General features: G+C 53.5%; 10 protein-coding genes. 6 read left to right on the forward strand and 4 right to left on the reverse strand.

The genetic code is table 11. The features are described 5' to 3' along the window. Window positions 1–198: 198 nt before the first annotated feature. The 5 genes from R3C20_14445 to R3C20_14465 all read left to right on the forward strand — a co-directional run bounded on the left by R3C20_14445 (window position 199) and on the right by R3C20_14465 (window position 5,875). On the forward strand, window positions 199–2,445 hold the full coding sequence (locus R3C20_14445; protein MEZ6041703.1) for a pyridoxal-dependent decarboxylase: 2,247 nt from the start codon (window positions 199–201) through the stop codon (window positions 2,443–2,445). Window positions 2,446–2,555: 110 nt separating this feature from the next. Next, a complete protein-coding gene (locus R3C20_14450) occupies window positions 2,556–4,028 on the forward strand; it encodes a DUF4331 family protein (GenBank protein ID MEZ6041704.1) in 1,473 nt (490 codons plus the stop codon). 82 nt (window positions 4,029–4,110) lie between these two features. Further along, window positions 4,111–4,887 (forward strand): DUF4198 domain-containing protein, encoded by a 777-nt coding sequence (locus R3C20_14455; protein ID MEZ6041705.1) that lies wholly within the window; start codon window positions 4,111–4,113, stop codon window positions 4,885–4,887. A 44-nt stretch (window positions 4,888–4,931) separates the two neighbouring features. Next, complete coding sequence (locus R3C20_14460; protein ID MEZ6041706.1) at window positions 4,932–5,267, forward strand: DUF6616 family protein; 336 nt, start codon at window positions 4,932–4,934, stop codon at window positions 5,265–5,267. A gap of 272 nt (window positions 5,268–5,539) precedes the next feature. Further along, window positions 5,540–5,875 (forward strand): DUF6616 family protein, encoded by a 336-nt coding sequence (locus tag R3C20_14465; protein ID MEZ6041707.1) that lies wholly within the window; start codon window positions 5,540–5,542, stop codon window positions 5,873–5,875. 172 nt (window positions 5,876–6,047) lie between these two features. On the opposite strand, the gene R3C20_14470 is transcribed toward R3C20_14465, so the two are convergent. The 4 genes from R3C20_14470 to R3C20_14485 form a co-directional block, all read right to left on the reverse strand. Then, window positions 6,048–6,677, reverse strand: coding sequence for a DJ-1/PfpI family protein (locus tag R3C20_14470; protein ID MEZ6041708.1), 630 nt, complete (start codon window positions 6,675–6,677; stop codon window positions 6,048–6,050). Window positions 6,678–6,956: 279 nt separating this feature from the next. Next, window positions 6,957–7,421 (reverse strand): hypothetical protein, encoded by a 465-nt coding sequence (locus R3C20_14475; protein ID MEZ6041709.1) that lies wholly within the window; start codon window positions 7,419–7,421, stop codon window positions 6,957–6,959. A gap of 199 nt (window positions 7,422–7,620) precedes the next feature. After that, entirely contained in the window at window positions 7,621–8,319 is a 699-nt protein-coding gene (locus R3C20_14480; protein MEZ6041710.1) for a DUF1003 domain-containing protein, read from the reverse strand. Window positions 8,320–8,359: 40 nt separating this feature from the next. Beyond that, entirely contained in the window at window positions 8,360–9,706 is a 1,347-nt protein-coding gene (locus tag R3C20_14485) for an NAD(P)/FAD-dependent oxidoreductase (protein MEZ6041711.1), read from the reverse strand. Between the two features lie 599 nt (window positions 9,707–10,305). On the opposite strand from R3C20_14485, the gene R3C20_14490 reads away from it, so the two are divergent. Next, window positions 10,306–13,881 carry a c-type cytochrome gene (locus R3C20_14490; GenBank protein ID MEZ6041712.1) on the forward strand — a complete coding sequence of 1,192 codons (3,576 nt, stop codon included), beginning with the start codon at window positions 10,306–10,308 and terminating at the stop codon, window positions 13,879–13,881. The last annotated feature ends 145 nt before the right edge of the window (window positions 13,882–14,026 follow it).

A 14,026-nucleotide genomic window follows, 5' to 3' on the forward strand; every position in this document is an offset into this window, starting at 1 on the left:
CGGATGTAACCCGGGCCTGAATCACACTGCACAGCCCAAATCGAAAGCTTCTGGAAGGAGTCACTAATTTCACTCGAAACAGGTTGTTTTTGCAATCAACAGCTGGTAACCATGTGCGTGAATGAAGTCGGGGTTACCCTTACGACAGGGTGAGAGTAACGTGCAGGCGGAGATACACACCAATCGACAGGGGCCACCATGAATAAACGCTTTCACGCAACGCCTGCTTACGGGGATTTGAGCCGTTCGGGTGGCCAGGTAGGATGGGGAGATTATTCCGGGCTACCAGATGTTCGAACAGGCGGTTCCGACTCGATTGATGCGTGGTTCCTGGGGCCGAAAGGTGAAAACGCGGAACTCTTCTCTTCGCTGGTGCAGGAAGCAATCAATGCCGCGGTTAACTATCGGCGGTATTTCCACCCGGAAGATCATCCGTCCATTTCTGAAACAGCCAGAGCAGCCCCTGAGTATCTGGAGAGCGTCGGAAAGCTCAAGTATCAGTTCAATATCCTTCTGCAGAAACTGAATGAGTTCGCGACTCCTTACACGAGCCTTCGCTATCAGGGCCACATGCTCTGGGATACCACGCTGCCAGCGATGCTCGGCTATTTTGCAACGATGCTTCACAACCCGAACAACGTCACCGTTCAGGCTTCGACGCTTACTACCTTTCTTGGAATGGTTGTCGGTGAAGACCTTTGCGAAATGATTGGCTTCGACAGCCAGGCTCTTCAGCCATGGGGACACATTACTGCTGATGGCTCGCTCGCAAATATTGAAGCCACCTGGGCCAGTCGTGAATTGAAGTTCCTGCCGATCTCCATTCGCTACGCGCTGATCAATGATCCCGCGTATCACGATGCGGGTGGCCTTGAAGTGACGCTTCTGGACGGTAGCCGCAAAGCTCTGGTGAAACAGACGACTTGGTCGCTGATGAATCTGAAGATGGATGATATTCTCATCCTGCCGGGGCAAATTGCTGAAATCCTGAATCGCGATCCAGCCGACATCTGGCAGGACCTGCTTCATAAGTACTCGATCAATACAGTCGGATGGTTCAGATTCTACGAAGACTACATGGATGGCTTTCGGGCATCACCCGTCATTATCGTTCCATCGACCAAACACTACTCCTGGCCGAAGGCGGCGGCGGTCACCGGCCTGGGCTGCGACGAGAACTCAGTCATTGACATCTGGGTCGATCCGATGGCCCGAATGGACCTCGACCGACTTCGTCAGACCCTCAATAGCTGCCTGAACAGCAGGACCCCGGTCATTCTGACGGTGGCAGTGATGGGCAGCACAGAAGAGAGTGCGGTCGATCCGCTGAAACGGATTCTGGAGATCCGCGAGGAATTTCGAGCAAAAGGGCTGGAATTCAACATTCACGGTGATGCGGCATGGGGTGGCTACCTGATTTCAACGCTCCGCAAGGATTTCGATGAACCGACATTTCAGTTCAGTGAAATGGACGAAGTTACTCCCCCAGTGCCGCTGGAGCCCTTCCTGTCTGATGACAGTTCCGTGCATCTGAGTGCTCACACGAAAACAAACATGAAGTGCATCAGGTACTGCGACTCTGTCACAGTGGATCCTCATAAGTGTGGTTATATTCAGTATCCTGCCGGGGCGATCCTGTATCGCAACACGGATCTGAAGAATCTGGTCACATTTGGGGCTCCTGTGATCGGCGTCGCAGGGTCAGCACCGTCTGTCGGACAGTTCGGACTGGAAGGCAGTAAACCTGGCGCGGCTGCCGCAGCCGTGTGGCTTAGTCACGCCGTGATTCGCCCGTCGGTCTCCGGCTACGGAAAGTTGCTGAATGCTGCTTTGCTAAACGCCAAACTGTTCACAATGCGACTCTGGTTAATGGCAAGACCTGAAGACTGCTTTGTTGTAACGCCGCTTGCTCCATTGCCCAGAGCAACGGAAGGAAGCGATGCCATGGAGCAGCTCAGGAAAATTCAGGTCATCGTTCGGTCGCGGGGCATTCGTGAGTTTTTGAACTCAGCAACCGCTGCCGACCTTCGATTCTTCAACGAACTGGGGCCGGACCAGCAGATTGTTGACTACACGTTTAATTTCCGCCGTGGTGATGGAACGCTCAACAAGTGTCTCGCTGACATGAACAGCATGAACGCAAAGATCTACGATGCCTTGCATGTTCAGGAGGGCAGGGACGTCAACCAGTACGATCTGCTGATCACTCAGACTGAAATGAGTGTCAGCGATTATGGCGATGCTTTTATCCAGTCCTATCTGGATCGCATGAAGATCACACGTCCTGAACCGGGCAACTGCCAGATCTATGTGAATCGTTCCGTTGTCATGGACCCCTGGATTGACAGTACCCCATCTGGAAAAGGCAACGGGAATTTCTTTGATGTCATCTTTGATGTGCTTCGTCGCACAGCGGAGATGGCAGCAAAGCCTCAGAAATCCTGACGGCCGGCAATTCTGTCGTCAAAACCTATGCTGACCAGTGAGGCCAGCGCGAAGGCTCACGCCTGTATTCGTGTGTCGATTTTTCTTTGCGGAATGACAGGGCCACTGGCATGCATATCACTTTACGAATGACAATCGTCGTTGCCGTATTAGCCACAACAACTCTTCAGCCACGACATCTGTGGGCGTCGGATCATCTGGATTCACCCTACATCGACGAGCATCCGCAAGCCGACATCGGGGATACCTGGGCGTTCCCGACGAAAAATGGCGTCGTCTTCGCAGCCAGTTTCAATCCGCTTTCCGATCCCTTGCTGATCGACCAGATGAAACTGGATCAGGATGTCTTATATGAATTTAAGTTCGACATGGACAGTGACGGTGTGGCCGATCTGGCCTACAAGATCTCGGTGTCCGGTCTGGGGCAGAAACAAAAACTGACAGTTCGTCGAGCCGAAGGTGTGGATGCCATTTCAAACCGCGCAGCCGGTGACGTTGTTCTGGAAGGCGTATCCAGTACACGCGGGAAAGTTGAAATCGCCAGAGGCAAAGGATTCCGCCTGTTTTGCGGGCCCCGACAGGATCCGTTTTTCTTTAACTTCAAGGGCGTTCAGTCGCCCGTCGCGCTCGCGCTGCAATATGCGCTGGGTGCCGACGGACTTCCCAGCGACGGTAGCTGGCAGAATACTTTTGGCCCGACCAACGTCACCATGCTGATGCTGGAAGTCGAGGAGATGCGCGGCAGAAAATTCGGGATGTGGGGAACAACATCCCTCGATGGAAAACAAATTGATCGCTGCGGCCGCGCGTCTGTCACGGCCGTCTTTCTGCCGAATACACCCACAGGCCGCAACCCGGCCGATTATCCATACGGTGGAGAAAACAAACAAAAATATAACACCACGCGACCCGTTGATGACCGGGCCAACTATGGTGCGATGTTCCGGCATACACTAGACGTGCTGGAGGCAGATGAAAACCTGGCAGATTTCTATCTGCCGGACATCCTGCAATATGATCCCCATCTACCCGACGAGTATCCCAACGGAAGAAATCTGTATGACGACTCTGTGTTCTGGACGATCAAACACGTCAATCCGTTCCAGTTCACACTTCCGGAGAAAAATCCACAGAACCTGTTGCCGGAATTCCCTTTTGCCGCACCGCCAGTCGCACCTCCCGCTGAACCTCCTAACGAGTATATGGTCAAAATCGTCTCGGACTTATACGAAGGAATGCAGCGAGGCAACTTCAGCGGCATCCCTTCGCAATGCTCCCCCACCGTGGAATGGTCGTGCTTCGGGCCTTCGGGGGCACCTTATTCCGGTACCTTTGCGGGCAAAGAAGGGATAGATGACCATTTCAGACAGCTGCAGGCGATCTATGACATTAAGTCTGTAACGGTGGATCGTTATGTCACTGAAGGTAGTTTTGTGACTGCCATTGTTCGGCAAACAGGAATTGAGAAAGCTACGAAAGAGCCAGTCGAATTCAACTGTGTGCATTGCTGGGAAATTACAAACAGCCGCATCTCTCGGGTTCGCGAGTACCTTTCCATTGGTCAGCCGAATGACAAGGACTGATCAAAGCGAGGCTCTGAACAGCTGTGCGTCGAGAGTCTGTCAACAAACCAGCAGGACGCAATGGTTATCTGCGGCGATCAGCATGGCTGTCTTCATTCAGTTCACCCCTGAAATCTCAGCGCATGATTTCTGGATCGAACCTTCTACGTTTCGCGCGGCCAGTAGCGAACTGATCTTCGTTCGTCTAAAGGTCGGGCAGGACTTTGATGGCGCTTCGCTTCGCCGAAACCCAACAGCAATTCAGTCGTTCAGAACGACGTTTGATGATGGAGTCAGCGAGATCCAGGGAAATCCAGGCGATGAACCGGCCGGATTTGTGCTGCTGCCATCGCCCGGCCTGCACGTCCTGAGCTACCAAAGTCATCCCACAAAACTGATGATGAATGCAGAACGATTTCAGGCCTATCTGCAGGAAGCTGGTCTGGATTCGGTGATCCGTATCCGCAGGGAACGCGGACAGTCTGAAACACTCGGTCGCGAACGATTTATCCGTTGTGCAAAGGCGATGGTTCTGGCCGGAAAAGAGAACTCCGATGGCTTCGATCGCATCCTTGGCCTGACACTCGAACTGATCCCGGAAACCAACCCTCATACCATACAGCCCGGGCATATCATGAGCCTCCGGTTACTGCATGACAAACAGCCTCAGGGCGATGCACTGGTATTCGCACGAAACATGAACACACCGGATCAGCCTGTTTCCGCACGCACCGATGAAGAGGGCCGCGTCCGATTCTGTCTTCCGGAGCACGGGCAGTGGCTGATTTCCTGTATTCAGATGGTTCAGGTTGACAATGACAATCTCGTTGACTGGGAAAGTCGATGGGCCTCGCTGACGTTTCAGATTGATTCACCGTAATCCTGCGATGATGTCCATTACTTCAAACAAGAGAAGGAAGCAGCATGTATCTGTATGTTGAAATGTGGAACGCCAAACCATCATGGCTCGGACTGCCGCAGGGTCAGCGAGAGGCATTCATGAAGAAAGTGGATGCATTTCTTGCAACGATCAAGCCTGAAGATGCCGAAGTCTATGGCTGCTGCGTTAATGATGGCGACACCATGCCCAGAGCCGGATATGCCTATCTGGTTGTCTGGAAAGTCAGGGATAAATCCTGCGTCAAGGCAATTGCAGACGGTACGGCTGCTGTTGGTTTTTACGACTACTTTGACCAGGTGAACATTGGCGGAAACCAGCTGACCGCAGACGAACTTGTTGGCGCTTTGATGTCGCTCTAGCTGACTGTGCTGTTGAAGTTGATACCGACAGATGCAGCACGGCCCGCATCAAATCGTTCCGAACAACTGCAGCTGTCATCAGCAGGAGTGGGCGAAACACCAACACCATTCCTGCGAGCGTTCTTCGACTGACGGTTTCTATTCCCCAAATGAACGATATGATTGGGGACACACAAAGTCAGGACTTCTGAAAACGTGATCGACAGAGTCTGCCTTGAGTCATACTCCCGGAACAAACGATCAATCGCCCTCATTCACAGGATGCATTGAGAATGTATTGGTACATGGAAACGTGGCGGGCAAAGCAGGCCTGGCTGGACCTTGACGAAGAAGGTCGGCTTGCCTTCGCAACCAGCGTCAAGGCTCTGCTCGACACGTTATTCAGTGACGACCTGAAACTGCTGGGTTGCGTTATAACGGACGAAGACACTCAGTTGCACGGTGGCTATCAGTATGCTGCCGTCTGGCAGGCGACCGATCGATCACACATTGCAAAGATCGAAGACGGAACGGAGAAGATCGGATGGCATAAATATTTTGAGCAGGTCAATCACGGTAGTGAGCTGAAAAGCGCGGAAGCCGTCATTGGCCATATGTTGCAGCTGTGAAGGATCCTGCGACCGAGGGTCACTATGTCAGCGGAATCCTCCGACTCGCAGCCTCCATGCCTGTGGAAGAAACGCCGAACGTCTGTCTCGAGGCATAACAAAGAGCATTCCAACGGGCAGACCGGCCCTCAGTGCGCTTTGGTTCCGGTCAGAAGGATCTCAATGGTTCGGATCATACGGCTGGTGAAAACGGATCATCATCAGGATCCTGGTTCCATACATATTCCATTTTCCGGGCGGCCTCGGTTGCAGTGTGTTTGCCGCAGAGTCGCTCAATGAGTCCCAGTGCCATGTCGATGCCGGAAGAAACACCGGACGACGTGATGATGCTCTGATCGTCAACCCAGCGTGCGTGTCTTTGCCAGAGCACCTTCGGGCCCTGCTGGATGACCCAGTCCCAGGCAAGTTTGTTTGATGTCGCCCTCCGCCCATCCAGTAATCCTGTTCGTGCCAATAAAGCAGCGCCGGTGCAGACGGTCGCGGTGATCTTCGAGCGTTCGCTGGCCGCTGCGAGTTGATTGAGGAACACCTGGTCATCGACAAGTTTGCGCGTTCCGAGGCCACCTGGCACCAGAAGGATGTCCCAGGCAGGGGCATCAGTGAATGCATATTGAGCAACGGTTGCAATTCCTTCACCACTCATAGCCGCCCCGGCGCTGGTGCCCACTGTGAAGCATTCGAAACACTTTACGGGCTGTCCGGGGGAACATGCCCAGAATGCTTCTACCGGACCATATGCATCCAGAGCCGTGAAACCATCGAAGACAACGACAGCAACTTTCATCACGGGAGCTTGTGTCATGCTGATTTCTTCTTTCTGGAGCCTACCGTTCGGCAAGCAGACTTGCCGCTCAGCTAAAGCCGCCGCGCAGCGGTGAATGTTCCCCGGTACGAATCGATGTCTCGTGGAACTGGTGATGGCCATTCTGAGAATGCCCGGCCACACAGAATACAGACAATACGCTTTCAGCGGTCCGTCGAAGAATCAGGACAGGCACGCTGAACAGCTGTAAAACGTCGTATTTTCAGGTCTCCCGCTCGTGCCAGTCCCGTTCTTCAACAGGCTGCCAGGTTAACCGTCTTACTGAATGGCGGTATACGTTCGCCCAAACAGGATCTGGTCCACAATCCAAACGTCGGCAGGATAAGCAGTGTCGCGGTCCTCGAAATTCTTGAGCAGAAAATCACCGGCCTTACCCGATAGTCTGCCCCATGAAGATTCAATTGAGAACGGATGATCAATTTGCGTGGCCATGACTCCTTTAGCGTTGAGTTCAGGCTGATACTTTTGCCAACCTTCGGCGTCGATTTCATGTGTTGCCGTATAGCGGCGATTCAGATCGTCCTCAGTCTGCGGCCAGATATCTCCCGCTTCGCCTCGACAAAGAAAATGACCGGCTTCAACCTGTTCTTCGCCTTCCAGAGTCTTCACTGTCTGAGCCAACACCAGTTTCTTTGCCCAAATTGGTCGCATCTTCTTTGCGTGAAACCATTTCCCGGCAGCGTCGGCTTCGTCAAGAATCGTTTTGTTGGGAGTACCCGTCATGTGTGTTTCGTTTGGTTTCTTTGCTGTGGGCAGTTTGAGATTCGGTGTAATCTGATACTGGTTACACGCTCACATCTCGCCCGAATGCTACCACACGGAAAGAATGCAGTCAGGTTTGTGGTGTGGAGGCAGTCTGTTTTGGGTCGACTCTTGTCGCAATCCGGATTGCCGAAACCTTGTCTGAAAGAGGCCAGGTCAATCAATGACGTTTGCCGATTTCTTCCAGCAAATCCGTTTGTACCTGCTGAATTTCGAGAAGCCGCTGCCATTGGTGTGTAAGCAGCAGATCCATCTTGGAATGTAAATGGCGAATCTCAAGTTCTGCCTTCAGATTCACGCGATAATCGTTATCCGCTTTCAGTCGATCTTTTTCGTTCTGTCGATTCTGGCTCATCATGATGATTGGTGCCTGAATAGCGGCAAGACACGACAAGACCAGGTTCAGCAGAATAAACGGAAACGGATCGAATGGCCTGCGGAACAGAGCCAGTGAATTGATCGTGATCCAGACAATCAGCACGCCGGTAAAAATCAAAATGAACGTCCAGCTACCACCAAAGGTGGCAACTTTGTCAGCCAACTGCTGCCCAAAGGTCATCGCTTCATCAGCTTCATCATTGAGATTCTGCGTCAGCACATCGTGCTGACGCAGACTTTCAACAACTTCACGTTCCAGTGTCGACAATTCGCCACGTTCCTGCTCCAGCACATCCTGAACATACAAACTCCGATAATGATTCAGGTCCTCATGGCAGATATACGCATCCGCGTTCCAGCCCGGATGTTCTGTCAGAATTCGATCAAACATCAACGGACGAACAAATCGACCGGGAGTCAGATCCGACAGTGAAAAAAGTTTACCGCAGACACTGCATGTCGTCTTATGGTTATTTGTCATGGATTCTCTGGTGCCACCTAACGATGCCAATCGGACCAGTTTAAGATGCTGACTTGCCGGATTTGACCTGAGGCTGCTGTTGAGCACTCTGGATGACCACTGACGTTTCCCCGGTAATTAAGCGCGAGCTGCGGTTGAAGGTCAGATAGCTCCACGCCCACTGGCACAATATCAGAACCCGGTTCTGATATTGCACGATCTGCAGCAAATGAACAACAAGCCACAGCAACCAGGCAAAAAAACCGCAAAACTGTTTCTGGCCAATCTGTGCCACCGCGGCCGCGCGACCAATCGTCGCCATTGTGCCACGGTCCACATACCGAAACGACGTGGCGTCCTTCCGACCAGCAATTCGGTCAGTAATTCTTCTGGCGACAAACTCACCCTGTTTCATGGCCACAGGAGCCAGCCCGGGAAGAGGCTTTCCAGCTTCGTTCAGGCACATCGCGATGTCCCCAATGACGAAAATATGTTCGTGTCCATCGACATTTAACTGCGGTGTCACGGGGACACGACCTGCCCGATCCGTCTCGACGCCACACGCCGTAGCGACGATCTTCCCGAGCGGATTGGCCCGGACCCCTGCCGCCCAGAGTACCGTTCTTGTTTGCACAATTGACTCACCATCAGCGCTCGTCAACTTCACGTGGCCTTCCGTTAATTCCGTGACTTTCGTGTGGACATGAATTTCGATCCCGCGCGAACGGATTTTATCAGCTGCTCGCCGACAAAGATCTTCGGGATAGTGCGCCAAAACATGTTCGCTCGCTTCAACCAACAGAATTCGAGCATCTTCAGGATGAATGTGCCTGAAGTCGTGTTTCAGGGTATGTTGAGCGATCTCGGACAACGCTCCGGCAAGTTCGACGCCTGTTGGTCCACCCCCAACAATAACAAACGTCATCAGGGCCCTGCGAATATCCGGATCTGCTTCGCGTTCTGCCGCTTCAAATGCCAGAAAAATGCGTCGCCTGATGTTGGTCGCATCGTCAATGGACTTCAGTCCCGGTGCGTTCAATGCCCAGTCTTCGCGCCCGAAGTAACTGTGAGTTGCCCCGGCTGCAACCACCAGATCGTCGAAATGAATTTCGCCATCAGCGAAGATCAAACGCTTCTTATTGATATCAACGTCGACGACTTCGGCCAGCAGGATTTCGCAGTTCGACTGTTTACGCAGAATATTTCGCAGGGGTGTTGCAATGTTGGCCGGAGAAAGTCCACCAGTTGCGACCTGGTACAGCAGCGGCTGAAAAAGGTGATAGTTATGGCGATCAACCAGTGAAATCCGAACATCGGCCTTTCGCAGGCGCCGGGCAGTTTCCAGGCCACCAAACCCACCACCAACGATCACCACATGTCGTTTCCGTTTCTTGTCAGCCTCGTTCAACTCTCGTCTTTCTTTGTGTCGGACAGCACCTTGTTGCTTGAAATCATCCGCAGTCTATCGACAGCACATCATCGCTGGCCACTTCGCTCGGAAAGATCTGATCGACCGCAGAATCACAGAGACCAGGAAAAGGATCACCCATCGTTAATCCGACGGGAGCAGTTTCCGTCGGCAAGCATCTGATGCGTTGCAAGCCCTGAGCCCGTCGACCGGTGGCCCGTCACGATTCGTTCCGTTGTCAGCCTGTTGAAAAACAACCCGACACCGCAGTGAGGGATGGCTGAACCTTGCAGACCTGTGAAAATGCCCTTTTCGAGTTGCCTTTCGTTTTGCTTTTTTTGACGGCCATTGAATGTTCGTGTCCCGAATGGCTCACGCCGGAGATCCCCGGTTGGTCTCGCCGTCCATAGCGACAGATCTGTCGATTCGATGCAAACATTGAGGGGCAGAAAGATCCCGGGTGTGATGGCCAGGTGTGAGTCAATCGGTGCAATCTGTCTGAGCAGTAATTATTATAGCGTGACTCAGACAGCAATTCCGGATGTCCCGCGCTGCCTGAGATTCCAGCCGACCTTAGATCCCGCCTGAAAGCATGTTCCATGCCAACCTCTCCTGATTCATTCAGCCGTCTGACAACTTCTCGCCGCTGGCTGCTGGCACTTGTCGTCCTGCTGATGCAATCGTGGTCCGTTCCTGCACAGGAAAAGAATCCATTCGCTCTGGGAGTCCGGGAGACAGAGCCACTGACGGCCGAGCAGGAATTGACGACCTTCCGTTTGCCTCCGGGATTTCGAGTAGAGTTGGTCGCGTCTGAGCCGCAAATCGCAAAACCCATGAATCTGGCTTTTGATACGCGAGGACGGCTGTGGGTGAGCAGCTCGGAAGAGTATCCATTCGCAGCGAAATCCGACTCCGTTCCGCGGGACACAATCCGGATCCTTGAAGACACAGATGGCGATGGTCGAACAGACAAAGTCACGACGTTTGCAGACAAGCTGAACATTCCGATTGGTTTGTACCCTTACAGAGATGGAGTCATCTGCTTCAGCATTCCAAACATCATGTTTCTGCGTGACACGGATGGAGATGATATTTGCGACGTTCGGGAAGTGCTTTATGGTCCATTCGATACGACTCGTGACACGCACGGTATGAACAACTCTTTCCGTCGCGGATCCGATGGATGGATTTACGCGTGCCATGGATTTAATAATCGGTCAGAAGTCAAAGGACGCGATGGAAACGTCGTTTCAATGTCGTCAGGCAATACCTATCGCTTTCAGCCTGACGGTTCTCGCATTGAGCATTTCACGCATGGCCAGGTCAATCCGTTCGGAATGGCCATCGATCAGTTCGATGATATTCTGACCGCCGACTGCCACACCAAGCCTGTCACTCTGCTGATTCAGGGAGGTTACTACGAGAGTTTTGGAAAGCCGCATGACGGGCTTGGCTATGTTCCCAATGTGATGGAGCATCTGCACGGATCAACTGCCATTGGCGGCATCGCCCTCGGACAGCACACCTCCTTTCCCTCGGAGTTTCAGCGCAGTAGTTTCGGTGGTAACGTGATGACGTCCCGCATTAATCGCAATACGCTGGAACATGTGGGATCGACCGTGAAGGCGATTGAACAGCCGGACCTGATGTCGACCTCTGATCCCTGGTTCCGTCCTGTCGATATGATTGCGGGGCCCGATGGAAGCCTGTACGTCGCCGATTTCTATAACCGCATCATCGGGCACTATGAAGTGGATTTGTATCACCCGGGCCGTGACCGTCACCGGGGCCGAATCTGGAAGATCAGCTATGTCGGCGATGGATCGACGGGCGAAGTGCAATCGACAGACGTGACAAGACTTTCTCCATCAGTGCTTGTTGAACGACTGGCAACGGCCAACTACCAGACCGCTCGCATGATCGCGGACCACATCACAGATGAAATGGGGCTCGATTCAGCAGACAGAAAACAAACCGTCCTCGACCTGAAAAAGGCGCTGAAAGAAACGTCGCCGGTGAAGCGTCAACGGTCGCTGCGCATACTGCAGCGAATGGGGCAACTGAACTTCACAGAGCTGAAAGAGGCTGCCACCGACACTGACGAACTGGTTCGGCTGCATGCATTTCGCGCGCTCAACACGGCCTCGCCGGAAAGCGTGTCCGGGCTTACGGCCATGGCCGTCCAGGACCTGCTTCAGAAAGGCTTTTCCGATTCAAGTCCTCTGGTCCGGCGGGCGGCGGTGATCGCTGCGGCACGCCACACCCGTCGCTCCAGCATTCCGCTATTGCTGAAGCTGTTGGCCAGCATTCCCACGGACGATGTGCACTTGCGACACGCCACACGAATGACGCTCCGAGATCATCTTCGAAATGAAGACTGGTTCCGGGATCTGACGAGCGGACCCCTCACCGATTTCGAGTCGGGCGTCGTAGCGGATCTGTGTCTGGCACTGAAGACTCCTGCTGCCGGTGAATTCATCGCCTCCAACCTTGCCAGCCTTGCAAAATCGAATCCCGGGCAGCTGTCAGAAATGGTGCAATTTGCGGCCGCTTATGTGTCTCCGATATCGGCGGAACTTGTAGCCGAAACTGTGCAAAAAGAATTTCCGGAAAACGAATCGCTACAGCTGAGTCTTCTGACATCCATGGCGGCTGGCCTGCAGCAGCGTGGGATGACAGCCCCCGCGGCGGTGAATCGCTGGGCCGAACATCGGGTGTTGTCGCTACTCGGAATGACCTCCCCCAATGACCTGGAATCACTGCACGTTGTGCAGGCGTTGCCGTGGCAAAACCTGAAACATCCCAGTTTCCCGGACGAACAGGATGCATGGACGGTTTCGTATTCGCGACGGTCATCAGACGGCATGCAGAACACACCGCTCCACAGCAGCTTCGAGAATGGAGAACAGCGGACCGGCATTTACCGTTCTTCGCCATTTGAACTGACGGAGAAACTGAGTTTCTACGTGGCCGGGCACGATGGAATTCCGAGTATGCCATTGAAGGGCAATAACTACATTCGGCTTCGGGATGCAAACACGAATGAGCTGTTTCTGGAGACACCGCCTCGTCGCAATGATGTCGCGCAGCGAGTCGAATGGGAGACGTCAAAGTGGCGGGGCAGGATGGCAGTCGTTGAACTGGTCGACGGGGACAGTTCGGGGGCCTACGCCTGGATGTCGGTCGGTCGTTTTTCTGACGAACGGCTCAATCCTGACCGCGGACCGCAGAAGCGCGAGCAGGCCTGTCAGTTGATCGCACTTTATGAATTGAGATCTCTTGAGCCTGCAATCCAGCACCTGATTCAGCGTGATGGTTTGTCACGAAGTGAAATTCGGGCAATGGCTTCTGCCCTGATTCGTCTCCAACCGGATTCACGTCTGTCAGCCGTATCACTCATTCCTTCGATTGCCGGAACCCCATCCGAAGTGGTTCAGGCCGCGATTGAACTCATCGTTAATCGCCGTGTTGAGGAAGCCAGGGAAGTCCTCGCGCGAGCCGCTGTGTTTGCGACGTCAGCCGAACAGCTTCAAATAGCAGAACAGCTAACTGTGGATCAGCATGGATCCGAGGTGCTGGTGGCACTGATCGAAGCCGGGAAAATGTCGGCCAGGCTACTGACGCGGCCCACGGTTTCTCAACGATTGTTGGTCGCAAACACTGTTTTGCAGGATCGAATCAGGAATCTGACCGCGTCGCTGCCGGATGAGAATGCTGCCATCGAGAAGCTGATCGCGAAACGTCGAAAGGACCATGCTTCAGCTTCGGCGAGTGTCGCTGCGGGAGCAGAAATCTTCCGGAAGAACTGTGCTGTTTGTCATCAGGTTGCCGGTGAAGGCAGAAAAGTGGGTCCCAACCTGGATGGGATCGGAAATCGTGGTCTCGACCGCGTGGTCGAAGACGTTCTTGCTCCCAACCGAAACGTTGATGTTGCTTTTCGCACATCGACCGTTGTCACTGTGGACGGCCGGGCATTGACAGGGCTCGTACGCGAACTGGAAGGCGATCGCCTGAGCATCACAGATAGCCAGGGCCGGGAGACATTGTTACCTGTTTCGGAAGCAGAGGAACGCATTCAATCGGCGTTGTCTCCCATGCCGGCCAACGTTGCAGAGATTCTGAACGACCAGCAGTTTCATGATCTGCTGGCATTCTTGCTGTCTCTGCGACACTGATCCATGGACACTGATCCTTGGCTTGGCTGTCCGTTGAAAAACCGGGACAGGCACCCAGGACGACTGGAAACGATCGTGTTTGAATGTCTCCTGGTCGGGCCAGTCCCGTTTTCGATAATGTTCAGCCGTCCCGTCTCTCTCCAGG

Source organism: Planctomycetaceae bacterium, from assembly GCA_041398825.1.
Classification (GTDB): Bacteria; Planctomycetota; Planctomycetia; order Planctomycetales; family Planctomycetaceae; genus F1-80-MAGs062.